Consider the following 24,801-nt stretch of genomic DNA (forward strand, 5'->3'; position numbering starts at 1 on the left):
TTTGCATAAGATTCAGTCAGGAAATCATCATCAATGCTAATGACAAAAATTTTGATGTGATGGCTTACACCCTATTTGCATGAGAATGAGAATTATTATAATATGGGATTTAGAATCAATCTCATTGTCAATAGGAATTTTGACGAAGACAGGGACTCGCAGCTTTGGAGGGGAAAAAACTGTGGTTCGCACTTGTATAGAACCTAAAAAAGGCAGAAAAAGAAGTGGTATTCTGCCTTTAATTGCTCTGCTGATATTATCAATTGCTGGTTGCAACCAATCGCCCACGGATCGGAAAGCAGCGTCTCAAGAACTACCATCTCCGAAAAAAACCAAAATAGTAACGACATTTTTACCTATATATTGGTTTACTAAAGCAGTAGCCGGGGATGTAGCAGAAGTAGAAATTTTAGTACCACCGGGTACTGAGGTACACGAGTATCAAGCCAAACCAGAAAATATCCGAGCGATCGCAACTGCTAATGTATTAGTCAAAAACGGTTTGGGGTTAGAAGAATTTCTCAAAGAAACAGTAAAAAATGCCCAAAATCCCCAATTAACTGAAATCGATACCAGTAAAGGTATTAAACCAGTGGAAGAAATTTCGCCGGTGGTAAACACTAATAAAGCAGAAAAAGACGACGATCACGATCATGCTGCGGGTAATCCTCACATTTGGCTTGATCCAGTTATGGCGAAACAACAGGTAATAAATATTCGAGATGGCTTAATTGCAGCCGATCCGCAAAATAAAGCTACCTATGAAGCTAATAGCGCAGCTTATATTCAAGAATTAGAAAAATTAAATAGCGAATTTCAGCAGACTTTGCAGAAATATCCTAACTGCACATTTGTTACCTTTCATGATGCTTATCCCTATTTAGCACAACGTTATCAACTCAAGCAAGTTGCTGTAGTCGAAATTCCTGAAGATCAACTCTCACCAAAAGATGTGCAAAATGCAGTCAATGCAGTGAAAAAATATAAAGTTAAAGCTTTGTTTAGCGAACCAGGAATAGATAACAAATTGCTGAAAAGTCTCTCCCAAGACTTGAAGTTAAATTTGCAAACACTAGATTCCCTGGAAAATGGTGAGACAAATCCCCTGCATTATTTCAAAGCAATGAAAGCAAATTTACAAACTCTGGAAACAGCCTGCAAGTAGGTGATAACCGTCAGAAATCATTATTCCTTTACCTCTGGGGATAATTGATTATTTGATTTTGGGTTTTTCTTTTTTATTAGCTTATTCATCCTTTACCAATAAATAAGTTTCATGAAAAATATCCACCCACAAAAAGAAAGAGAATAAAAACTAATGACAACTGACAACTGACAACTGACAACTGACAAAAAACAAATGAATTTACCTATTTTAAAAGTAGAAGGATTAACCGTATATCAAGGCAGTTACCTAGCGCTGCGGGATGTTTCTTTTGAATTATTGCCAGGGACAGATACAGCTATAGTTGGCCCTAATGGCGCAGGTAAAAGTACTTTAGTAAAAGCTATTTTAGATTTAATTCCCCACAATGGCAAAGTTGAAATATTGGGGCGGAGAATTCAAAATTTAGGGCATTTACGCCATTTATTGGGTTATATGCCGCAAAATTTTATCTTTGATCGGAGCTTTCCCATTTCAGTCAGCGAGTTAGTAGGACTAGGATGGGAGAAAATTACCCATAAAAACCAGCCAAGAGGTGATTTATGGAAAAATTTGTGGAGAAAAGACCGGGAAAAATCAATAGCAGTAGAACAAGCTTTAGTGCGATGTGATGCTTATCATTTACGAAATCAAGCTATTGGTACTCTCAGCGGTGGTCAACTCAAGCGGGTATTACTCGCTTACTGTTTGATAACACCTCGCAAACTTTTGGTATTAGATGAAGCCTTTGCGGGAGTAGATATGCAAGGTGCAGCAGATTTTTATCTGTTGTTAAACGAGTTAAAGCAGCAAGAAGGGTGGACAATATTGCAAGTTTCCCATGATATTGATATGGTCAGCCGCCATTGCGATCGCGTTCTCTGTCTCAACCAAACAGTTGTTTGTACAGGTAAACCAGAAATTGCGCTTTCACCACAAAACCTGTTAGCAACCTATGGCCCTGGGTTTAGTCGTTACCAACATCAGCACTAAAAAAATTCAAAATTCAAAAATAAATTATTTAATATTGCTAGAGTGCGTTATGGTTAACGTATCGTGTTCGTTTACTCATCGTGCTTTACGGCGTTCTGCTGAACGTAGCCAAAGCCTACACCATTGTTAATTTAAGAGAAAATTATCGATCAATCTGTGATAAATAAAAGGCTAATCAGTTAAAAAGCTTACACATGAATTTAATCACTGATTGCCAGATAACTGGGCTAGCTGTCGCCAATGTTCAGGACTTGGTAAGCTTGTTACAATTGCCTTTTATGCAGCGAGCGATCGCAGGTGCTGTGTTGATGGGGATACTTGGCGGGTTGTTAGGCTGTTTTGTTACCTTACGCCAGTTGTCTTTTTTTAGCCATGCTGTAGGTCATGCAGCATTAGTCGGTGTCGCATTAGGTGTATTGCTACAGTTAAACCCTACATGGATGTTGCTGCCATTTACCTTAGTTTTTGGTGTGATAGTCCTTTACTTGATCGACAAAACCGATTTAGCTAGCGATAGCGTACTCAGTATAGTTCTCTCCGGAGCCTTAGCGATCGGTGTGATTCTTACTAGCCTCATCAAAGGCTATCGCGGTAACTTAATGGGAGTACTGTTTGGAGATATTCTCGCCATTGACAACACAGATTTAATATTGACGCTGCTGGTGTTGGTAGGTAGTGGTCTATTCTTGCTATCAACCCTAAGACAACAAATTTTATTGACCCTCAATGCAGATGTAGCGCAGGTACAAGGTATACCTGTTCAGTTGTATCGCTATGGGTTTGTAATATTGCTGTCACTAGCTGTAGCTGTGGCCATTAAGGCTGTGGGCGTTTTACTGGTCAATGCCTTTTTAGTCATTCCCGCTTCCACTGCCAAATTAATTAGTCACCATTTTACCCGGTTTCTAGTTCTATCAGTGATTATCGGTTCTAGCAGCAGTTTTGTAGGCATGATGGTTTCAGGTATGTTTAACTTAGCCTCTGGCCCCAGTATCGTTTTGGTTCAGTTTCTCATATTTGTAGCTGTGTTCATCTGGATCAAGTTGACAATGAAAGCAGCATAAAACTTTTTTCCATCAAGCTCTTGCATAATCGTAATAAGTTTGCTACATTTATTAATCGTGGCTCAAATAAAAGCCCCAGCCGGGATAGCTCAGTCGGTAGAGCAGAGGACTGAAAATCCTCGTGTCACCAGTTCAAGTCTGGTTCCTGGCATTACTACAAAATCTACATTTCTCCCACAGAGCAAGGGTTTTGGAGGTTTAGTAAAAAAAGCTGTAATCAAATTATTGGGTATGTTTAGGTCGATTTAGCGAAAAAAATGGTGTAAAGATGGTGTAATCCTTGTGTAGACTAGAATGTAGATTACACCAGATACCCTCATGAAAACGAAAACCCCAACTGGCAGGGCTTCCAAGGGTTCTGTCACAGCCATCCTTTCCAATGGACGCATTCAGCTGCGCTTCCATTTTGCTGGCAAGCGTCATTATATTTCCACGGGCTATCCTGACACACCACAACATTGGAAGCTAGCCCAACTCAAAGGCTCAGAAATCGAAAAAGATATTTTGTGCGAGCGGTTTGACCCCAAGGATTTAAGCAAGTACAGCCCCGAAGGTTCTGTCCGTAAGGCTCAAGCAGGTACACCATCGCAAAAGTCCCAACCAACCCTTCCCCAGTTGTGGGAGAAATATGTAGAATTTAAGCGACCAAATGCTTCTCCAAGTACCCTGGCAAAGGATTATCAGAAAGTTGACCGTTGTCTTAATTTGTACCTGCCAAAGAAGTCTATTGATGATGCAGTTGCAATTAGAGACTGGTTGGTGGCGAATAAAACGGCCAATTCTGCAAAACGTATTTTGACGCAAATAAATGCCTGTTGCAATTGGGCTGTGAAATCTCAACTAATTACCAATAATCCGTTTGTGGGGATGGCTGCCGATATTCGGGTTCCCAAAGGTGAGTCGGAGGATACGGATATTGACCCTTTTTCCTTGGCAGAACGGGATAAAATCATTCAGACTTTTAAGAGCGATCGCCATTACAAATACTACGCTTCCTTCATTGAATTCCTATTTATGACTGGCTGTAGACCATCGGAAGCAGTTGCTTTGCAGTGGAAACATGTCACAGATGATTTTCGGACAATTCGGTTTGAGCAGGCTGTGGTGGAGTCAGAAAATGGCTTGGTTTGTAAAAAGGGGTTAAAAACGCAGAAAAAGCGGTCTTTTCCCATAAATCCGAAGTTGGCAGGGCTGTTACAATCCATTCAGCCGGAAGGTGCGACAGGGGAAGACAAAGTATTTCCCGCACCAAAAGGAGGATGGATTGATACCCATAATCTCAACAATAGGGCATGGCATTCGGTACTCAAAAGATTGGATAGCAATATTGAATACCGTAATTTGTAAGTAGTTCAAACTAATTAAACGTCAAATGTCATTACGAGCGGAACGTAGTGTAGCGAAGTAATCTCAAAAAATCTATCTTACCTTTTTTAAGGTTGACCTACTTATCAAACCAGACATACCTTTATTACCGCAGCACTGGAAACACCAATTTTGATGCCTGATGGGGGAATGAGGATGTTGGATGCCAAAGACATCGCCAAGTTAGTCGGTACGAGTGCCAAGATGATTTATGAGCATTATGCCGGGGCAAGAAAAGAGTTGTTTGTACCGGAGTTTTAGGGGTTTGACAAACCGAAAAGCGACGTACCCCCCAAATGTGAAGTAACGAATTATTTTTACCGAGCTATAGTAGGGGATTTGCTGCAAACTACATACTTGCCATAAGTTATTAATAATAGTTTCTTGAATACTTTCTTTTAAGTCTGAAGATAAAATATCAAAAAGTAATTCTTTCCTATGGATCAATATTTATTGTCCCCATTTGTGTGCTAAAAAATACCTTTTATTTACACAATCGTAGAAAATAACTCGAATCTTGCCTCAATAGATTGCTGTCCATAATCCTGCATATTGGTGGCTAAGTTAAACTTAACCGATGTGGGAAAACGCATGACCCAGCACTTAGCGATCGCATCGAACTTCATCAACATACTGAAGCCTTCCTGCAAACCACGATAAAATCAGGTTTTTGTCCTATAATCATCTGACTTTTCCCGTTATCTTTCTATCACAGCGATCGCGATCAGGAGTGCTATCCTAAAAGTCCTATTTTCCTGTTGTTCTATTCTCATTAAACGTCTTTTATTGATAATCGGCTTGTGGACTGAAACCCTTACTATATCCATGTTTCCAGACATAACGGTAAAAGTCAGGTTGAAATATGCGCTGCATCCGGATAAAGAATTTTTTGGGAAGGCTTATGAATATATAAGGCAGTATTATTGATGCGAGAAAATGCGTGCCAAATTATCGTGTAAAAAAAGCTTTTAACGAACGCGCGATCGCTCATTAATTCGGGTTTGCGTTTGTAACCTAATTTTGTTGTAAAGGTCAACCTTTGCATTGGAATGACTAACTGATATAACTAAAGCATACCTTTGGGTATCAATTTCGCCTTCCCTCGCCCATTTGCGATTGCAACTAACAACTAAATACATAGATTTTTGATTATATTTCCATGTCTTAGAAGTGAATTCAATTTGACCTTTTTGAAGAGGTCCTTTTTTCCTTAAATTAACTCCTGGCTGTAAATCAACTACAACACTAGAGCCATATTTCTTTTTTAATTCTTCCATCGTCAATTCGGCAATATCCTCATTTGGATTATCTTTATTTTCATCTGTGGCTTTCTGAAAAGCCCTCGTAATAGCTTCGATATCAATATTTTTAAATAATTGAAATTCCATTGCAATACCGAGGTAAGAATCTCCTCTGGTATGTCTCGTCGGTGGGTCGAAAGCAAGAGTGACAGATATTTTTTTATTGCCTTTTGTATCTAGGAACTCCGGCGGCAAAGATGGTATCTCATAAATTTTAAAATTTCCAACTTCTATGATTTCATTATCTACAAGTAAAACTACATCATTATCAGTGGAATAAGCCGCTTGTACAAAATTTGTATGTCCATACCCATATACTTGTAGTATTTTGTTCGTATCAAGCTTCGTATTCTCTTTATTTTTAGCTTTATTCTTAGCTTTAGTTTTAGTTTTTATTTTAAACAACCCTGGTATTTCTATTGGTAAGCCAGCAGCATTAGTTATTAATGCTCGAATCAAATTAGATGATGCCTTTGGGTATTTAGAAAATAATTGCGTTGCGATATTAGCAACACGAGGAGCAGAAAAACTTGTTCCACAATATGCTTTGAATAATGAGCCTGCTTGATAATTTTTAGCAACCGTAATTATAGAAGCTCCAATTTCATTTTCAATGATTCTATTTCCATCTATAACCAAATCTCCTCCAAAATCTACCAAATCAGGCTTGATCATGCCATCAACACCAAAGCCGCTCCTAGTAAATGGAGACGGATATCCTTCTACTTTTGCAACAACATTTCTACAAGCAGTCTAATGGTAAAATCTCATCATTTTCGAGTGGTTTCAACTCTAGCAATCGACCAATTCTATCTTCTGGCTCTAATGGAACAATATCTTCGATCGCATCGAAATAGCCATATTCGTAATTACTATCATTTAACCCGCTATATGAATTTAATTTTTCTCGAAAAATCTTTAATTCGCTATCCGAAATAAGATCCATTGCAACAGCATAAAAATCTTCTCGATTATTTTGTGAGAAGCTCTTAAATAATTTTATTAGAATATCACCTCTTGTCATAATAATATGTACTATTTCTATCTATATTGTTAAAACGTTTTAGTCTATCTTAAAGTAATAAAATTATATTATTTAGTCATTATATTCTGTAATGCTAATTTATTAAATTCCATGTTCGACAAAACAAGATTAAGCTAGTCATTAACCTAACTTAATACAAAACGTAACAATTATTCGTCCACAAGCATTCATAAGTTATCCTGTGACTATTTTATAGTATTTTTGTACTATTTGTTGTCTAGTTTTAGTTTTGCGATCGTTATTTAAGAGTAAGCTTTAATAACACTTCTGGTATTTCTCCATCTCAGCAAAACACCAATCTGAACTGATCTCAAAAATATTAAGACCTATGTTACAAACCCTGGTTTGCACAAAATGGCGTAATTTATGAATTGCGATCCGCAAATTACTTGGAGGCGATGTCTTCTCTTCGAGAGGCTTCGCCAACGACAAGCCGCTCCGCGTCTACGCTCGTTACCGACTTTGATATTTTCTCTATCAACTAACCCAGAAGTCCCGCAGATTCGTTTTTCTGGTTGTTGCCCCATTGAGTGAGAAATTCGCAAATCAACCGACGCTTCAAGGGTTGCTAAGTCCAGTAGATGTGTAAACACAAAGCAACTTGTCTCCGGACATCGCAAAACAATCGTTGAATTTTGCTGTTCTTCCAAATGCGCCCATACCTGAGAAGCAATGGCATAAGCAAGTAAAGGTGGCACACTATTACCGATCGCCTTGTGAGCAGCCAGCTTACTTGCCCCAAAAGCGAACCAATCAGGGAAGCTGTGCAACCTCGCAGCCTCACGAACTGTTATCACCCGCGTATGTTCATAGTGAATCGGTCTTGCTGCGGTTCGATTTCCACTCCCAGCGCGTAACGTCGGGGAAAAGCCATCGCTAGACAAGCGATAAGCCCAAGTCGTCGGTTCTTTCTCCCCAGGCTTTGTATCACTATACTTTTGTTGTGTTGCTGCTGTGTGTGCTGTTGCTTGAAATCCACTAATCAGGTTTGAGAATTTTGGAGTACCAGGAAAGATTTTTTCCAAATATTGAGCGTATTCGCCCTTGTGGTTTAATTCCCAGGTGTCGATTTGGGAATCGATAGGGATGTAGCTTATGTCAGCGATGTCTGCGACAAGCCGCTTCGCGTCTACGCCTCCCCCACATTAAATTTCTTCTCGTTCTCAACAGGTGCAGCAAGCTCACCAAATTTCGACCCCACCCAAATAGCCCTCTGCCGTTTTTGAGGTACACCGTAATCTGATGCAGTGAGCAACCACTTGGACAGGATGTAGTGTTCCTCGATGAGAGGGATCGCACTCTTGGTAATATTAGAAAACTTCTTCCACTCGATCGCTGGAACGTTCTCCATCACGAACATTGATGGATTAAGCTCTACCACCAAATTGATGAATTTGAGGACTAATTGACTGCGTTCGTCATTAATATCTTGCTTTCCTGCAACCGAAAATCCTTGACAGGGGGGACCACCGATAACTGCGGCAATCTCTCCATCCCAATCTGGATATTTATTTTGAATAACTTCCCTAATTTCTGCTGCTGAAATATCCCCAATATCTCGACATAAAACTAAAGTATTGGGGAAATTCATTCTATATAATTCTAAAACTTTAGGATTATTGTCGATGGCAACTGCTATTTCAAATCCAGCAGATTCAAAGCCCAGATCTAATCCGCCAATTCCACAAAATAAACTAACTACTAAGTTCTTATTTATTGACATCATAATTAAGTCAAATAATTAAGATTTTATGTACTTGCCTCTATTTTAGAATCATTTCACACCTGTGCTACTATCATTAGTTATTTGCATAGATAAAAATATTTAATCTTGCAAATTTAAATCTAGTTTATATATTATCAATTCCAGCTACGGGATGGCGATTAGATGATTACAGTAATACTTGGAATTACACAGTATTTTTTGATTATCCACAAGGCTTTTGCGAAGAATTCATCGAGGAAGATTTAGCTGCCACTCCTGACCTTTTTGAAGCTTTTTCTTTCCACTTTGCTAACTCAGAAACCGAATAATGCCTTCGTTTACTAAAATCTCCCCACTTGTACAATGTGCGAGGTGAGACTTTGTAGCCACATGCAGCCAAGTATCTGTGTAAATCTCTCCCCAAGCATCCCTGCATTTGCCATTGATGCCACATCAGAGCGCTTGATGCTGTTTCTATACTCATCGCTGTGCGTGACCAATTTCTCATCATTACTAGCAATTGATTTACTGAGGGAAATTGTTGGGTGGGATGATCGTGCCGCCAACAGGCCATGTATGTTAGCAATGCACCTTTTCCTTCATCTATAAACTTTTCATACTTCGGAATTCCCAAATACTGCTTCCAACTTGCCCAGCAATTCCTGGAAATCTCCCTGTTCATAATCCGGTTACAACAATTTTTCACCTCACTTAAAGCTATTTTTTTAGGTTGTTGTATAACTTCATCGGCTACAAAAGTTTCATCGGAATTGACCTGTTCGCAATACTTGTCAAATACCTCCTCTAATTTGTATTCATTCGCCTGGAAATAATCTCTCAAGCTCCGATAAATCACTTTGCAGCGTGGGTAATGCTTTCTCAACCATGCCAAACACAACAGCAACTTTGTCTGTTCTTGTGTGTACTGACGAGTGTAGACTTTCTTGCCTTGGGCGTAACAAGCTCCCGCTAATCGCTCCCACTCATACCATGTCCGATTGCTAATTTCCGCTGATCGGATCTTCTGACAAATGTTTCTCAGATTGGTTGATTTGCTTATCCAATCCTCTAGTACTACTGGCATGGTTAACACTTTACAAAATTAAAGTGGCTGTCAATATTGAGAGAGTAATTGCGATAATAGCTGCACAAAATTCTAACAACCCTGATGAATTTCTTTCTTCTCTTTCTATTGTTTCAGTTGCACCATCAAGAGATGTTTTTGTATATTTCTCTCTCCTGTACACATTATGATATCTCCGTATATATAGACATTTGTATTTATTTAAGCTGTACTACATCCATTCTCTAATTAGAAAAAATATGTACTAAATTCGGGAGATTGAGAATCAAACAGGGTACATTACACTTTCTAACATTCTGCTGAATCGAGATAGAGTAAGCATTTTAGCTTTGTATTGCTGTAGTAACATACTCATCTATGGTCTCAATCAGAATTTTACAATGCTATTTTTGGTAAATTCAGCAGGACAAATGTAGTTTGTTATCAAGGGCAAAACTCTTTAAATGCTTGTAATAACACTGTAGTAAGCTGTAATGAGGATTAAATCAGCAGTTCACTTTTTTAAAATACCTACTACACAAACTGGTTTTTGGGCTACTGAGTCTCTATGTATTTTTTGTAATGCTGCTAATCTGGCATTTATCTCAACTCCATATATTTGAAATGTTTGGTCTAGTTCTTGACGAGTCATTTGACGAAAGTACGATATGCTATTTCTCCCATGTTTCAGTCCCAGGTAGATTTGAAGTTCTAATACTTGTCGGAACTGCTCCCCTTGGGATGTCCCCTTGTTGGGCGAATACCCCTGCCATGTTGTTGAGGGTAGCAGCTTTGCCTTGGACATCACCAATCTGCTCAATTATTTCCAAGGATTGCTGCCAAAGTGCGATCGCTTTAGTGATGTCCCCTTGTTGGGCGATTACCCCTGCCATGTTGTTGAGGGTAGCAGCTTTGCCTTTGACATCACCAATCTGCTCAATTATTTCCAAGGATTGCTGCCAAAGTGCGATCGCTTTAGTGATGTCCCCTTGTTGGGCGATTACCCCTGCCATATTACTGAGGGTAGCAGCTTTGCCTTTGACATCACCAATCTGCTCAATTATTTCCAAGGATTGCTGCCAAAGTGCGATCGCTTTAGTGATGTTCCCTTGTTGGGCAAATACCAGTGCCATGTTGTTGAGGGTAGCGGCTTTTTCTTGTAATTCCTCTTCCGGACAAAGGTCTAAAGCTTGCTGATAATGGCTAACAGCTTCTTGCACCAAACCCAAAACTTCTTCCGCACGGGCGACTGTTCCCAGAATGCGGTAGTTTTCATAAACTGCCAAGACTTGCTCACATAAATCTACAGCTTCCACAAACCGGGAATTGTTCACCCAATTGTTTGCAATCCTATGCCCAACACTAACAGCAATTTCCTCCTCTTTCGCCAGCAATCCCAACCGCACAATTTCCAGTACTTCTGCTTCCGTGGTTTCTTCATTCTCCTCCCACCAAGCTTGATGAATTTTCTTCACCGCTTGCTGTCGCGCTGCTTGCCATTCTTCCTCAGTCAATACTGGTGCTAACAACGGTTGTAAAATTGTCGTCACCCGGTAATTAACTGGCTGATTGGGGTGAGTGGTAGCAGATTCAACTAAGCTAAGGCTGACAAGCTTGCTTAACTTTTGAACAAGACCAACATCAGATCCCCCCGCCTGCGGCGACCCCCTTAATAAGGGGGTGGAAGAAGTAATATTATTGCCCCCCTTTTCAAGGGGGGTTGGGGGGATCTCCGATGTAGGGTGAAGCGTAAGAACTTGAATAATCTCCTCCGTCACCGACAAATTAAACACACTCAACCTTGCCAGAAATTTTTGCTCCTCCACATCCAAAGCATCCAGCAAAGTTTGCGCCAAAATATTCTCCCGGAATTTCTGCTCAGTCGCCTCCAACCGATTCAGTAATTCATCCGCCGCTAGTCCTGGCTGCTGAATCACCTCCAAAAGCCACTTCAGCAACCGGGGATTCCCATCAGCAATCTTGAGAATCCGTTGCGTTCTTAACTGCTGCTTGACTTCCTTATCTAAAGCAAAGCAGATTTTATCAATATCACTGCTGCTCATCCCCGCTAAAGATTCCAAGTGCAGGCGATGAGGTGGTAAAGTATCTGGCTTTAAATAACGACAGGTAACAATCAGCCGACTTTCTCCCCCATTCTCTGCCAATGCCCCACAAATCGCCTCTAAAATCTCGTAAGCTCCAGCCGTCATCCGCAGTGAGCCATCCTCAATATTAGCTGTGGGGATATTTTGCTCAAAGTCATCCAGCACCAAGAGCAAAGGTTGGTTGTGTTCTTGTTCAATCGCCGCAAAAAAGTTTTGCAATCGCCCTTTAAGAGTTACCTTTGGTTCATTAGACCCGTCCTAAAACTTGCAAGCCAATATCTACAAGGCTTTGAGACCAATCCTTGCAGATTCTCTTTAAACGTAACAATTAGGGTTTGATATCGTTACTGATAGTTTAGAGCCAAAAAATGAAGTTATGCATTCAAGGCGATCGCTAATCATTATTAATGATAATTACCTCGTCATAACTAAAGTACCAATTCGTAGCCTCACTCCTCCACAAACTGTTAAAATTATTTCTTTATAGATATTTGACTTTAGCCCAAATCTTTGTGAAGTTATTTTAAAAATTCTCACAAGCCTGATTAGATGTTCGATAAATATACGTTTACTTGACAGAATTTTATTTTCTGTTTTTTGTTGCTCGGTTAGTTGCTGTTTTCTTTTTTTCTTATGAGGAGTCGTCATATTTTTACCACCTTGATATCCTTTGTCTCCCGCAAATTTTTGTTCAGAATCAAATTTTTTCTGTTGTTCCCTAAATAAATTGATGTCTGATGTTGGTCCAGGAAATCCTACTACTACATCAATAATATCTTTGCCATTTGGCAGACCTACTAATTGACTTTTTAAAGTATGTTGTTTTTTCTTTCCTGAATAAAACTTTTTTTGTTCTTCATTGTCAGATGGTCTGTTTATAGGCTGTTCTAGGCTATCTACTAAGAGTTGAAAATTCGTCAATAATTCTTGTACAATCAGGAAATCTCCTTCTTGACCATCCATCTGTTCAAGTAAACTTGATGGCAGAATTACTCGGATGATCTTTCTCCAGTAATGGAAAGTAACATGAGCTTCACTTTTAGATACACCAAACAACATCCCTAGTATTTCAAAGGTGGGTATCTGTCTTAAATAAAACAGGCATAGACATATTTGCTCGGAAGTGGATAATATTTCTTGCCGTCCTCCCCCAGGATAATTAATCCTGATTTTTTCCTTTTCTTTTTCCTTCTGGATTTTTATATGTTCTTTTAAAGCTGATTCAAGCAACGCTTGAAACTGTTCGTGACTAATGCCCAGAATCTGTTTTGTTCTCGATGGGCATTTTTGGATATAATTGAAGACAATACACATTTTAAATCACAGTGGTAGACTTCTAATTTTACTTTCTACCACTTTTTTGTGCCTAGATTATATTTTGGATGGGTCTATTGCTATTGTTGACGGTTCACAGTTAAACAGTCAACAGTCAACCCTCAACCGTCAAAAATAAACTTCACCGTATTCTCACTACATTTCCAAAGTCAACAAAGTTAAGATACTGTACCAGAAGTAAGAAGTTACTCGATGGAAGATTTTGTAAAATAGTTTATAAAGCTATAGAGCGATCGCTTGAGTAACTAGTCGTCATGAACTGCGCACAGCAGGACACATGAAAAAATTTTTGATTCCCCTCCTCGCTTGCGGGGAGGGGTTAGGGGTGGGGTCTTATTTTCAAGTCAGGTTGGTGCAATGAAAGATAACGGGCGAAGACTGTAAAGATTTAGTTGTCAAGAATTCCTAGGGGCGGGTTGAGCCAAATAGTTGTGGATGATGGAGTCATATCTGTAAACTCGCCCCTACATCTGGTGAAAAATGCGGGTAAAGCGATTGTTACGTAATTAATATTTTGCATTTTAAATTTGGAGCAGCAAATGAACGTGACTCATTCATTGTTAGTTAAATCAGGGCTACTACTTACTATCCTGACAATAGATTTAGCGATGTATTCTCCTGTCAAAGCCGAAATTGCGCAGAAGATACCTCAAACTCAACAGCAGTTAGAAACCCAAAACAAAGAGTTGAGTAAACAATTATCTTCTCCAACTTCTCAACAACAATGGGAACAATTTAGACAGCGACAAGATGAACAAATGCTACGACAACAACAGCGTCTCGAAGAATTTAGACTACAAAATCAAATCAGACAACAACAGCCTCTTGGACAAATGAGACAACAACCGTTTGGACAATTTAGACAAAACCAATTACTAATACAGCAAAGACAGCAAATGGAGGTATTACGGCTACAACAGCAACTTAAACCGCAGCGGTAAAGGTTGTTTTGTGACAATAAAGTAGTAGATGTAGAGATGCGATCACCCATTTTTACACATACAGGAAAGTTGTCTGTAAGATGCGATCGCCATTAGCCCCCATTTCTCAAAAGCAGTAGGAGCGGATTCACAAATACGATCCAATCATTTACGAATATCTGGCTGAACCCGCCCCTATGACATCTCGACTGGTGAGAAATAAATATGTGTTTAGAACTTTCGCAGATTTTTATGTACCTGCGCTAAATACCACATATAATCATCAATTTTGTAATTATCAGCAGCCTTAACTATATATTCCTGCGCTAATTCCCGATTATTCTCAGCTTCGTAATATAATCCGAGATAAAGATGACTGTAAAAATTACCTTTTATTCCCTCAGATTTACCAACATTTAAAACATCATCTGTTGTACAATTTCCTGCATATAAATCGTATACACTCCGCATAATTCGCCTGGGGTCATTTTTCACAGTTAATAGAGAATTGCGTGCTTCTTGGACACCAGAAAGGCAAGCTATGCAGAGATATCGCCATACTGTTTCTTCTACATCTTGGGCGTTAACTGTCAAATCTATCTCGAATTGTGCTGCACCTTCAGCAAATCTTTCAGCATAATAATAAGATAGTCCCCGTTGCCATAAATATGGTTTAAGATGAGCATCTAATTTTTCTGCTGTATCAAAATCTTGAATAGATTCATCAATTTTGGCAAGCTGGAAGTTAACCATACCGCGCCGAACGTAAGCATGAGGATTTTGTGGCTGATTGCGGATAGTTTCATCCCAACGCTGGAGTTGATTTTCTAAGGAATTAGTAAAAAACATGATTTTTAGCTTTGCTTTTTTCGTAGTCAGGACTTTAGTCCTTAACTTGAGGACTGAAGTCCTCACTACGAACTAGACTACTAGGTAATACACCAATTTTGCACATGAGATAATAATTCTGGAAAGAATTCTTGAAAGTCATACTCCAAAGCATCGTAATTAGTGATAAGTTCACTAATAGCTGGAGTTAACATAAAAGGTCTATTGAGTCGTCGCGTCAGTCGTTTTGATATCCGCAACAGAACATTTTCTACACCAGCTATGTTAAGGTTTGCTCCTAACCAATCTTCAGCAGCTACGCGAGAAATTACCTCTCTAACTATCAATGGTATCTGACCTTGATAGCCTCGAAATGAGTTATAAATTTCTGCTGTAAACTCATCAAGAGATACATGAGAATATGCTGACCAATTTTTTGCTAAGAAATGGTCATAAAAAATATCTACGAGTACTCCAGAAAATCGCCTATAGCTAGAGTCAATGCGCTGTTTACTTCTTTGCACAACTATGTGATTGTCTGTAAAGCGATCAATTACTTGATGACAGGCAATTCCGCGTTGTATATAAGAGTTTAATTCCTGACGAGCCGAACCTTTAACAATATCCGCTAGAAGATTACCTAGGCGACTCTCAACATTCGGTTCAGACAATAACAAGTGGGCTAACCAGTTCATTATGGTAATGCATCTGCTTTTGTTGACGGTTGACGGTTGACTGGGAGATTTTCACGCGCTGGTTATGTGATTTATCACATAAGAGGCTGTCTTGAAAATCAGGCAGAGGTAAACATTCTCACATTTCTCCGTCATATCCAGCCATGAGGTAGAAGCGATTACTAGCAAAAACCAGTATTGTGAGCCTAGTTGCTGAGATATGAGGTATAAACGCCTGTGGTTCCAATTAGAGATGATAATCCTACAGAAATCACACCTTATGTGACGTTTGGGCTAATTGCAATCAATGTTCTGGCTTTTATTTATGAAGCCAGTCTTCCCCCCCGCGCTTTAGATGGGTTTTTACATTTAGCAGCGGTAGTTCCACAAGAACTTACCTTAAGTTTTGCTGGTGTATCTGTGCATCAACCTGTACCAGAGTGGGCTACTTTAATTACCTCACAATTTTTGCACGGTGGTTTATTACACCTAGCGGGAAATATGTTGTTTCTCTGGATTTTTGGGAACAATGTGGAAGATAAGCTAGGTCATGTTAAATATCTGCTGTTCTATTTATCTTGCGGCATTTTGGCATCGCTGAGCCAATGGTACTTTTCCCAGAATTCTAACATTCCTTCTTTAGGAGCGAGTGGTGCGATCGCTGGTGTGATGGGAGCATACATTCTCCGCTTTCCCCAAGCCGAAATTCTTGGTGTCATACCTTTAGGGATTTTCTTCCCGACTTTCCGAGTTCCTGCATATTTCTTTTTAGGTTTCTGGTTTCTGCAACAAGCTTTTTATGGTGTCGCCAGTCTGGAAACACCTACCAACATCGGTATGGAAAGCGGTGGTATTGCTTACTGGGCCCATGCTGGCGGTTTCCTATTTGGCGCAATTCTCGGCCCTATTTTGGGGCTATTTAGCGACAAGCCTAAATCAGGGATGAGGAACTGGGGATGAGGGAAGGGGGACAAGGGAAAGGGGACAAGGGAAGGGGGACAAATGACCATTGACAAATGACAAATGACAAATGACCAGTGACTCAAGCTATATTGCAAGTAATAAATAATTAGGAAAAACACCTGTGTTTCCTCTCTACGATGAAAATCCAACGCGCATCACCCCATATTTGACTTATGGGTTGATCGGGATGAACATTTTAGTTTTTCTTCATGAACTCACCCTGCGTGGTGCAAGATTAGAGCAATTTTTTCAGCTATATGCAGTAGTACCACGAGAGTTAACTAGCAACTTTGCCGGAGAATGGACGACGTTAATTACATCGCAATTCTTACACGGTGGCTGGTGGCATTTAATCTCGAATATGGTATTTCTTTGGGTTTTTGGTAACAATATTGAAGACCGCTTAGGTCATCTGAAATATCTAGTTTTTTATTTGACTTGCGGTGCTTTAGCTGCTTTGTGCCAGTGGTTTATTGGGATGAATTCGGGGATACCTTCTTTGGGTGCAAGTGGTGCGATCGCGGGTGTTTTAGGTGCATACATTATCCGCTTCCCGCAAACTAGAGTCTTGACTTTAGTTTTCTTGGGATTTTTCGTGACTACTATCAGAGTTCCAGCCATGATACTCATCGGGTTGTTCGTGGTGCAAAATCTCATCTCTGGTGTTGCTAGTTTGCAAACCGCAGCCAATATGAGTGTGGAAACAGGCGGAGTTGCTTACTGGGCACATATTGGGGGTTTTGCTTTTGGGATGATTCTGGCTCCCTTATTTGGGTTGTTTAGGCGCGATGAATATTAATTAGGGGTTAGGGGCTAGGGTGTGTTTTCAAACTCTTTTTTGGGAGAGTAGGTTGGGTTGAGGAACGAAACCCAACATTTTTCGGGTTTTGTTGGGTTTTCCTTAACTCAACCGTCTTGAAGTAAAACTTAAGTTCAGGTTAAATCAGATACGCCGGTAGGGGCACGGCAGTGCCCATTGGTGTCAACTTAAGTTAAAAGGCTTATCCCACAGGCATTTTACCCCACCCCTCAATCCCCTCCCCGTAAACGGGGAGGGGAGGTTTTGCGTCAGCAAAGCCGGGGTGGGGTGACGCGGATCATGATGTTAAGTGAGAGAATTCGCTCATCACGTCTTGGTAAGGGTTTCACGTTAAGTTGACACGTATGGCTTAAGAATTGCCCCTACATTTTTTTATTACTGTATAATTTGTAACTATGGGCAATTACATATTGACAATAAATACAAGATATGTGATATCAAAAACCACACCTATTCTAGGGGTTTAGCACTGCGCTTTACCCTCAATAGCGCGGATCTATCTCCCATCAAAGGAATGATTCATCAAAGTGGGAAACTCTCGAATTTGGTAAATTCATATAATTATTAATTTGCACAGTGCATAAGTCCTGATTATTTAATAAAAATGCTTTTTTAACCAAAAAATAGCCAATATGGCTGCCAAATTGACCAAAATTTTTATTTTAGCCATAGATTATTTAAAACGATAATCTACAATAGTTTTGTCTGTAAATCGCTAATTGCATTAGGAGGATAAAGCTAGAATTACTATTTCTAGCTTGGTTCAAGAAATAATCTAACCTTGACTCCACAAGACTTTAATAATTCGTATTTCGTAATTACGAATTAATATAAGTCTTGAATTACAGCTTTCTCATAAATCAAACCAAATGCCATTATTCGTCTGTAAATTAATGAGTGCAGGTTTCCTTTGCTCATTAATTTCAGCACAAGTTAAAATTCCCAATCGTCTCGTTCAACTCAAAAATTTAGAGGTGTTTATTTCAAGATGGCTATGATTACAATCTCTGATTTGTCTGCTGCTGATGCTAATTTATTCACCCATGCAGAACCAGAAACAGGAATTACTATATCTGAATTATCAAAAACAGATATGGCTCAAATTTATGGAGGTAAAAGCCTACCTGGTGAATGCAGTATCGGCACATTAGCAGGCGCTGCTGCTGGTGGCGCTGCTGCTGGTGCATGGGCTGGCGCTGCTGGTGGCGCTTTAGGTGCTTTAGGGGGAGCTGTTGCTGGTGCTGCACTTGGTGGATTTGGTGCTGCATTTGGGTGTGCAGTCGCCATTCGCCTTCAGTAGTAGCTAATCATGATTAGCTATTAGTTCTGATAAACAAAAAGGCGTGAGGTTTTTCCCACGCCTTTTTCTGATTCATTTATGAAGTTGTTACGTGAATTTATCTATGATTGATTAGTATAGAGCTTCTACCAAATATCTGCCATACCTTTTTTGTAAGGATCGCCTGTAAATGGTTGTACACCAATCACAGGGTAAGCATCATCATTAGGACCAAAAATCCGCATTACGGCTTCAGAAATATACTGAGTTATGTTAGCAATGATTCTGGTAATAGCCATAATCTTAGACCTCTTTTTACGAGTTGCTTTAATTGCTGATGTCTATACTTTAATTCTGATATTCTGTCTTTGCTTAAAACCTCAATATATCAACAATTTCTGCAATGCTTTTTCAGATATGTTTGCAATACTTTAGCTTGTTTGCAGGTTGAACTTCTCTGTTTGATTCTAATTGTAAATCAGCTATCTCTCAAACCCTGCTTTGACAAAGCAATTGGTAATTTATGCATACAATCTATCGTTACATTTCATTATACTTCTGGCAAGTAACTGGCTTTATTATTAGCTATAACTATTAAAAAATATTAAATAAATTTTGAAAATTAGATTAATTGCCGGGAAAGCTGAGGTTTTATGGCAATTAATTGCAGAAATTACTCAAGACTTGACATTATTTATGGTAAAATCTACCATAAATAAAACAAACATTCTTTTAAGGACGCTCCGGAATGACTACTTTCCCGGACTTAGAGAGATATGCAAACAGTCAACAACAGCAAAATAGCCTTAACCAGGAACTGAATATTGCTGCTGTTGATTACAGCCTACTGACTGATCTTTACCAGCTAACAATGGCGGCTTGTTACACAGGTGAAGGTATAGAACAAAAACAAGCTAGCTTTGAGTTATTTGTCCGGCGGTTACCAGAGGGTTTTGGCTATTTAATCGCTATGGGGCTAGCCCAAGCCTTAGAATATTTGCAAAAATTGCGTTTTAGTCAGTCTCAGATAGCAGCTTTGCAAAGTACTGGGATTTTTACTCATGCTAGCGATCGCTTTTGGTCATTGCTAGCTGATGGGTGTTTTACTGGTGATGTGTGGGCTGTACCGGAAGGAACAGCAGTGTTTGCCAATCAGCCATTGTTGCGGATTGAAGCACCACTTTGGCAAGCACAATTAGTAGAAACTTACCTATTAAATACGATTAATTATCAAACCTTAATAGCTAGCAAAGCCGCCAGAATCAGGGATGTAGCCGGAGAACAAGCCACACTTTTAGAATTTGGCACAAGAAGAGCATTTAGCCCCCAAGGTTCATTGTGGGCGGCGCGGGCGGCGTTAGCCGGGGGATTAGATTCGACATCCAATGTGTTAGCCGCGCTACAACTCAATCAAAAGCCAAGTGGTACTATGGCTCACGCCTTGGTGATGGCACTGTCAGCAATCGAAGGTACTGAAACCCAAGCTTTTAGCGCCTTTCATCGGTATTTTCCGGGTGCTACGTTGTTGATTGATACTTACGATACCATCGCCGCTGCCCAACGGTTAGCCGAAAAAGTAAATTCCGGGGAAATGCATTTGACTGGAGTCAGGTTAGATTCTGGAGATTTGGTGAGTTTGTCAAAAGAAGTGCGATCGCTCCTTCCTAGTGTGACAATTTTTGCTAGTGGCGATTTAGACGAGTGGGAAATTGCCAGACTCAAAGCCGCTGGTGCGCAAATTGATGGCTATGGATTAGGTACAAAGCTAGTTACCGGTACGCCTGTCAATGGAGTTTATAAACTTGTGGAAATTGATGGTATTCCTGTGATGAAAGAATCGCGGGACAAAGCTACCTATCCGGGACGCAAGCAAATATTTCGCTCTTTCGCTGGCGGAACAATCAAGGTAGATAGGTTGGGATTAGCAACGGAAAGTCCTGTAGGGGAAGAACCGCTGCTGCAACTGGTAATGAAAGCCGGGAAACAACAAAAACCACTAGAATCTATAGAGAGAATACGTCAGCGTACTGCTGCATCTGTCGCTAGTTTACCAGAGGAAACACGGCGATTAAATCATCCTGTATCGGTGAAGGTGGAAATTTCTGCCGCGTTGCAAGAGTTGACACAAGAGACTAAAAAACGAACCGCAGAGGCGCAGAGGGCACAGAGATGAAGAGAATTGCTTTGTTTGGTACTAGTGCCGATCCACCAACTGCTGGGCATCAGGCGATTTTGAGTTGGTTGTCTGAGCGTTATGATTGGGTAGCGGTTTGGGCGGCGGATAATCCTTTTAAATCCCATCAAACAGCATTAGTACATCGGGCGGCGATGCTACGATTGTTGATTGCGGATATCCCGACATCACGGCAGAATATTGCTTTAGAACAGGAATTAAGTAGCTACCGCACCCTGGAAACTTTAGAAAAAGCCAAAGTGCGTTGGGGAGAAGAGACTGAATATACCTTAGTGATTGGTTCCGATTTGCTCAACCAGCTACCCCGGTGGTATCAAGTTGAAGATTTGTTGCGGCAAGTGCAATTATTAGTAGTGCCGCGACCGGGATATGCGATAGATGAGTCTAGTTTAGAGGGAGTGCAAAAGCTAGGCGGGAAAATTGCGATCGCCAGCTTGACTGGACTAGATATTTCCTCCACAGCCTACCGCGAACATGGAGATTCCCATGCCCTCACCCCCCCTATTGTTGCCTATATTCATCGAGAGCATTTGTACAAATGCCAGGACGCAACCACAAAAAGTTTCCAACTCCGGTAAATCAACAACCTTTGGCTGATTTTAAAGTTGGTGTTGATAATGTAATTTTTTCTGTAGATACTGCCCAAAATCGACTGCTCGTGCTGTTGATTATGCGTCAGCAAGAACCATTTTTAAATTTTTGGAGTCTTCCTGGTACTTTGGTGCGTCAAGGAGAATCTTTAGAAGATGCTGCCTATCGGATTATGGCTGAAAAAATTAGAGTGAACAATCTCTATTTAGAACAGTTATATACCTTTGGCGGCCCCAATCGCGACCCACGAGAAAGCACTGATAGTTATGGTGTCCGTTATCTCTCCGTGAGTTACTTTGCCCTAGTGCGGTTTGAAGAAGCAGAATTAATTGCTGATGGCGTTACGGGCATAGCTTGGTATCCAGTGAAACAATTGCCCCAATTAGCGTTTGACCATAATCAAATTTTGGCTTACGGACACAGGCGTTTGCGTAATAAGTTGGAGTATAGCCCGGTGGCTTTTGAAGTTTTACCAGAGATGTTTACTTTAAATGATTTATATCAGTTGTACACCACAGTTTTAGGCGAAAACTTCAGTGATTATTCTAATTTTCGCTCCCGTCTACTCAAGTTAGGTTTTTTGTGCGATACCGGAATTAAGGTATCCCGTGGTGCAGGTCGTCCCGCTAGTTTGTATAAATTTGACGCTGAGGCTTTTGCCCCCTTTAAGGATAAGCCTTTGGTATTTATTTAACTGCAAAGTCCATAGTCAAAAGTCAAAAGTCCATAGTCAACTGACAACTGACAACTGACAATTGACAACTGACAACTGACAACTGACAACTGACAAATATGAAAATTGCGATCGCTCAACTTAATCCGAAAATTGGTGATTTAACTGGAAATGCTCAACAAATTCTCCAAGCGGCACAAAAAGCAGTAGCATCTGGTGCTAGGTTATTATTAACACCAGAACTGTCTTTGTGTGGCTATCCTCCCAGGGATTTATTACTAAATCCTAGTTTTGTGGCAGCGATGGGTAATACCCTGAAAAAATTAGCACGGGATTTACCGCCGCATCTAGCGGTTTTGGTAGGAACTGTAGAAGAAAATATCAGAGCTAGTACTACGGGCGGTAAATCTTTATACAATAGCATTGCTTTGTTAGCAGGTGGACAGGTAAAACAAGTTTTTTACAAGCGGCTTTTACCTACTTATGATGTATTTGACGAAAATCGCTATTTTGAACCAGGCTTACAAGCTAACTATTTCACCTGGGATGATGTGCATATTGGTGTCACTGTTTGCGAAGACTTATGGAATGATGAGGAATTTTGGGGTAAACGCACTTATGCAGTTAACCCGATCGCGGATTTAGCAATTTTGGGTGTAGATTTGATTGTCAATTTGTCAGCCTCACCTTACACTGTCGGTAAGCAGGAGTTCCGAGAACGGATGCTGAAGCATAGTGCAGTGCGTTTTCAGCAACCGATGATCTATGCTAACCAAGTCGGAGGCAACGACGACCTGATATTTGATGGTTGCAGTTTTGCCTTGAACCGTCAAGGTGAAATTGTCTCTCGTGGGCGTGGGTTTGAAACCGACTTACTCCTAGTAGAATTTGATGAAAAACAACGAGATTTTAAGCCAAGTAAAGTAGCACCTGTCTATGAATCGCCAGAAGCAGAAATTTGGCAAGCTTTGGTTTTAGGCGTGCGGGATTATTCCCGGAAGTGTGGTTTTTCTAAAGTTGTACTGGGTTTAAGTGGCGGGATTGATTCTTCATTAGTAGCGGCGATCGCAGTTGCGGCACTGGGTAAAGAAAATGTCTTCGGTGTGTTGATGCCATCTCCCTACAGTTCCGAACATTCCATCAGCGATGCCTTAGCATTAGGGGAAAATTTAGGTATAAAAACTACCATCCTACCAATTGCCGAACCGATGCAATGCTTCGATAATAGCTTAGCTGAGTTATTTGCGGGAACTGAATTTGGTATCGCCGAAGAAAATCTGCAATCGCGGATTCGGGGTAACCTATTAATGGCGATTGCTAACAAATTCGGCTATCTCCTCTTATCCACTGGCAATAAATCTGAAATGGCAGTTGGGTACTGTACCTTGTATGGTGATATGAATGGTGGCTTAGCAGTCATTGCTGACGTTCCCAAAACCCGCGTTTATGCAATTTGCCATTGGTTAAACCGCAAGGGCGAAATTATTCCGCAAAACGTCCTCACCAAAGCACCCAGCGCTGAACTCAAACCCGGACAAGTCGATCAAGATTCTCTCCCAGCTTACGAGATTTTAGATGACATCTTAGAACGCCTGATTCACAAACACCAATCAGTCGCCGAAATTGTCAACGCCGGACACGATACAGTAATTGTAGATCGAGTAATTCAAATGCTGGCGCGTGCTGAATTTAAACGCCGACAAGCACCTCCGGGCTTAAAAATTACCGATCGCGCCTTTGGTACTGGTTGGCGAATGCCAATTGCTAGTAGCTGGGCTGCTTTAAAAAATACCTCCCCAGTTCAAACCAACCCTAGCCCTACTTTAGTAGGCAAAGATGGCAAAGATAGCAATCTGCGAATTCAGTAAAAATCTGTTTTTGGTAGCCAATAAAACTCTGGCATCATATCAAATCCCTTTGTCTCGGAATGATTCCTTTTTTCTCTACCTCTACGCCCTCAGCGTCTGGAGCAATTTTTTCATCATTAAGACAAAAAGAAACCACAGATCAACGGGGAGAAAAATCAACACACAATGCCCAATGCCCAATGCCCCATCCCCCATCCCCATTTTCAAGTTAGACATGCTATAAACGTCAAAACACTCTTAAATTAATAAGAGACTCTAGAATCAGTGAGACATTGTCAAAAAAGTGAGTCAACCAGACCCTATCCTAGCAAAAATACTAGCAGGGACTGCTGATACAGCAATCCCTTTCGCTCAACTATGGCAACTTTTAAACAGACTAGGCTTTGATGAGCAAATTCGTGGTGGACATTATATATTTACCAAAAAAGGTATTGCAGAAATATTAAATCTCCAACACAAAAACGGAAAAGCTAAAGCCTATCAAGTCAAACTAGTGCGTTCCGTCATTCTTAAGTACCAGATAGGAATTAAACATGAAGTTTCGGTATGAAATAATTCTTTACTGGAGCGAAGAAGACCAAGCATTTATTGCCGAAGTTCCAGACTTACCCGGTTGTGTTGCTGATGGGGAAACTTATCAACAAGCACTGCAATATCTAGAAGTCATCATGAAAGAATGGGTAGAAATTGCTCAAAGGTTAAAGCGGAAAATTCCCGAACCTAAACAACGTCCGGTAACTGCCTATAATTAGGACAATTTCTCCCAATCTACTGTAGGGTGGGCACTGCCCACCAGTAAAACTTAATGGTCAGTGAAACTAAAGCAGTGCTTTACGGCTATGGATCGCGCTGCCACAATATCAAATCCTGG

Annotated in this window: 25 protein-coding genes, 1 tRNA gene and 1 pseudogene; 15 read left to right on the forward strand and 12 right to left on the reverse strand. The window is 40.4% G+C overall.

Annotation, left to right across the window (positions count from 1 at the left end; genetic code table 11):
- Positions 1–181 precede the first annotated feature (181 nt).
- The 5 genes from AACU32_RS31565 (at position 182) to AACU32_RS31585 (ending at position 4,548) form a co-directional block, all read left to right on the forward strand.
- Positions 182–1,165 carry a metal ABC transporter substrate-binding protein gene (locus AACU32_RS31565; protein ID WP_339378419.1) on the forward strand — a complete coding sequence of 328 codons (984 nt, stop codon included), beginning with the start codon at positions 182–184 and terminating at the stop codon, positions 1,163–1,165.
- 195 nt (positions 1,166–1,360) lie between these two features.
- Complete coding sequence (locus AACU32_RS31570; RefSeq protein WP_096605679.1) at positions 1,361–2,137, forward strand: metal ABC transporter ATP-binding protein; 777 nt, start codon at positions 1,361–1,363, stop codon at positions 2,135–2,137.
- Between the two features lie 194 nt (positions 2,138–2,331).
- Positions 2,332–3,201 carry a metal ABC transporter permease gene (locus AACU32_RS31575; protein ID WP_096605681.1) on the forward strand — a complete coding sequence of 290 codons (870 nt, stop codon included), beginning with the start codon at positions 2,332–2,334 and terminating at the stop codon, positions 3,199–3,201.
- 78 nt (positions 3,202–3,279) lie between these two features.
- Positions 3,280–3,352: transfer RNA gene (locus tag AACU32_RS31580), tRNA-Phe, on the forward strand.
- Between the two features lie 167 nt (positions 3,353–3,519).
- Entirely contained in the window at positions 3,520–4,548 is a 1,029-nt protein-coding gene (locus AACU32_RS31585) for an Arm DNA-binding domain-containing protein (protein ID WP_096605683.1), read from the forward strand.
- 506 nt (positions 4,549–5,054) lie between these two features.
- Here the strand turns inward: AACU32_RS31585 and AACU32_RS31590 are convergent.
- The 9 genes and pseudogenes from AACU32_RS31590 to AACU32_RS31630 form a co-directional block, all read right to left on the reverse strand.
- A complete protein-coding gene (locus tag AACU32_RS31590; protein ID WP_339378420.1) occupies positions 5,055–5,198 on the reverse strand; it encodes a hypothetical protein in 144 nt (47 codons plus the stop codon).
- A gap of 336 nt (positions 5,199–5,534) precedes the next feature.
- Positions 5,535–6,581, reverse strand: a pseudogene (locus AACU32_RS31595) (S8 family serine peptidase); the annotation flags it as partial.
- Positions 6,582–6,609: 28 nt separating this feature from the next.
- Complete coding sequence (locus AACU32_RS31600) at positions 6,610–6,813, reverse strand: hypothetical protein (RefSeq protein ID WP_339378421.1); 204 nt, start codon at positions 6,811–6,813, stop codon at positions 6,610–6,612.
- A gap of 425 nt (positions 6,814–7,238) precedes the next feature.
- Positions 7,239–7,937, reverse strand: a complete 699-nt coding sequence (locus AACU32_RS31605) for a DNA cytosine methyltransferase (RefSeq protein WP_339378422.1) — start codon at positions 7,935–7,937, stop codon at positions 7,239–7,241.
- Positions 7,938–8,041: 104 nt separating this feature from the next.
- Positions 8,042–8,638, reverse strand: a complete 597-nt coding sequence (locus AACU32_RS31610; protein WP_096605689.1) for a DNA cytosine methyltransferase — start codon at positions 8,636–8,638, stop codon at positions 8,042–8,044.
- 202 nt (positions 8,639–8,840) lie between these two features.
- Positions 8,841–9,701: a hypothetical protein gene (locus AACU32_RS31615; protein ID WP_096605691.1), complete on the reverse strand. Its 861-nt coding sequence runs from the start codon at positions 9,699–9,701 to the stop codon at positions 8,841–8,843.
- A 493-nt stretch (positions 9,702–10,194) separates the two neighbouring features.
- Complete coding sequence (locus AACU32_RS31620; RefSeq protein WP_339378423.1) at positions 10,195–10,332, reverse strand: hypothetical protein; 138 nt, start codon at positions 10,330–10,332, stop codon at positions 10,195–10,197.
- A gap of 19 nt (positions 10,333–10,351) precedes the next feature.
- Entirely contained in the window at positions 10,352–12,004 is a 1,653-nt protein-coding gene (locus tag AACU32_RS31625) for a tetratricopeptide repeat protein (protein ID WP_339378424.1), read from the reverse strand.
- A 195-nt stretch (positions 12,005–12,199) separates the two neighbouring features.
- On the reverse strand, positions 12,200–13,099 hold the full coding sequence (locus AACU32_RS31630; RefSeq protein WP_096605693.1) for a transposase family protein: 900 nt from the start codon (positions 13,097–13,099) through the stop codon (positions 12,200–12,202).
- A 560-nt stretch (positions 13,100–13,659) separates the two neighbouring features.
- Between AACU32_RS31630 and AACU32_RS31635 the strand changes: the two genes are divergently transcribed.
- Entirely contained in the window at positions 13,660–14,061 is a 402-nt protein-coding gene (locus AACU32_RS31635) for a hypothetical protein (protein WP_339378425.1), read from the forward strand.
- A 210-nt stretch (positions 14,062–14,271) separates the two neighbouring features.
- Here AACU32_RS31635 and AACU32_RS31640 read toward each other — a convergent pair whose 3' ends face one another.
- Together AACU32_RS31640 and AACU32_RS31645 are read right to left on the reverse strand one after the other, a co-directional pair.
- A complete protein-coding gene (locus AACU32_RS31640) occupies positions 14,272–14,889 on the reverse strand; it encodes a tetratricopeptide repeat protein (RefSeq protein WP_096605697.1) in 618 nt (205 codons plus the stop codon).
- 80 nt (positions 14,890–14,969) lie between these two features.
- Complete coding sequence (locus AACU32_RS31645) at positions 14,970–15,563, reverse strand: acyl carrier protein phosphodiesterase (RefSeq protein WP_096605699.1); 594 nt, start codon at positions 15,561–15,563, stop codon at positions 14,970–14,972.
- A 216-nt stretch (positions 15,564–15,779) separates the two neighbouring features.
- Between AACU32_RS31645 and AACU32_RS31650 the strand changes: the two genes are divergently transcribed.
- The 3 genes from AACU32_RS31650 to AACU32_RS31660 all read left to right on the forward strand — a co-directional run bounded on the left by AACU32_RS31650 (position 15,780) and on the right by AACU32_RS31660 (position 18,625).
- The gene (locus AACU32_RS31650; RefSeq protein ID WP_096605701.1) at positions 15,780–16,502 is read left to right on the forward strand and encodes a rhomboid family intramembrane serine protease; all 723 of its coding nucleotides are present in this window, start codon (positions 15,780–15,782) and stop codon (positions 16,500–16,502) included.
- A 124-nt stretch (positions 16,503–16,626) separates the two neighbouring features.
- On the forward strand, positions 16,627–17,304 hold the full coding sequence (locus tag AACU32_RS31655) for a rhomboid family intramembrane serine protease (RefSeq protein ID WP_096605703.1): 678 nt from the start codon (positions 16,627–16,629) through the stop codon (positions 17,302–17,304).
- 1,009 nt (positions 17,305–18,313) lie between these two features.
- Positions 18,314–18,625 (forward strand): hypothetical protein, encoded by a 312-nt coding sequence (locus AACU32_RS31660; RefSeq protein WP_096605705.1) that lies wholly within the window; start codon positions 18,314–18,316, stop codon positions 18,623–18,625.
- Positions 18,626–18,750: 125 nt separating this feature from the next.
- Here AACU32_RS31660 and AACU32_RS31665 read toward each other — a convergent pair whose 3' ends face one another.
- Positions 18,751–18,903, reverse strand: coding sequence for a nicotinate phosphoribosyltransferase (locus AACU32_RS31665; RefSeq protein ID WP_096605707.1), 153 nt, complete (start codon positions 18,901–18,903; stop codon positions 18,751–18,753).
- A gap of 449 nt (positions 18,904–19,352) precedes the next feature.
- Here AACU32_RS31665 and AACU32_RS31670 point away from each other — a divergent pair, with 449 nt between their 5' ends.
- The 6 genes from AACU32_RS31670 to AACU32_RS31695 all read left to right on the forward strand — a co-directional run bounded on the left by AACU32_RS31670 (position 19,353) and on the right by AACU32_RS31695 (position 24,682).
- On the forward strand, positions 19,353–20,777 hold the full coding sequence (locus tag AACU32_RS31670; protein ID WP_096605709.1) for a nicotinate phosphoribosyltransferase: 1,425 nt from the start codon (positions 19,353–19,355) through the stop codon (positions 20,775–20,777).
- Entirely contained in the window at positions 20,774–21,376 is a 603-nt protein-coding gene (locus AACU32_RS31675) for a nicotinate-nucleotide adenylyltransferase (RefSeq protein ID WP_096605711.1), read from the forward strand. Before AACU32_RS31670 ends, AACU32_RS31675 begins: the two co-directional genes overlap by 4 nt.
- Positions 21,337–22,083, forward strand: coding sequence for an NUDIX hydrolase (locus AACU32_RS31680; protein WP_096605713.1), 747 nt, complete (start codon positions 21,337–21,339; stop codon positions 22,081–22,083). Before AACU32_RS31675 ends, AACU32_RS31680 begins: the two co-directional genes overlap by 40 nt.
- 98 nt (positions 22,084–22,181) lie before the next feature.
- On the forward strand, positions 22,182–23,930 hold the full coding sequence (locus AACU32_RS31685; RefSeq protein ID WP_096605715.1) for an NAD+ synthase: 1,749 nt from the start codon (positions 22,182–22,184) through the stop codon (positions 23,928–23,930).
- Positions 23,931–24,213: 283 nt separating this feature from the next.
- A complete protein-coding gene (locus AACU32_RS31690; RefSeq protein WP_096605717.1) occupies positions 24,214–24,480 on the forward strand; it encodes a toxin HicA in 267 nt (88 codons plus the stop codon).
- Positions 24,464–24,682, forward strand: a complete 219-nt coding sequence (locus tag AACU32_RS31695) for a type II toxin-antitoxin system HicB family antitoxin (RefSeq protein ID WP_096605719.1) — start codon at positions 24,464–24,466, stop codon at positions 24,680–24,682. The genes AACU32_RS31690 and AACU32_RS31695 overlap by 17 nt, the downstream gene beginning before the upstream one ends.
- Positions 24,683–24,801: the final 119 nt, after the last annotated feature.

It is taken from the genome of Calothrix sp. NIES-2100, assembly GCF_963875285.1.
Lineage (GTDB): Bacteria > Cyanobacteriota > Cyanobacteriia > Cyanobacteriales > Nostocaceae > Aulosira.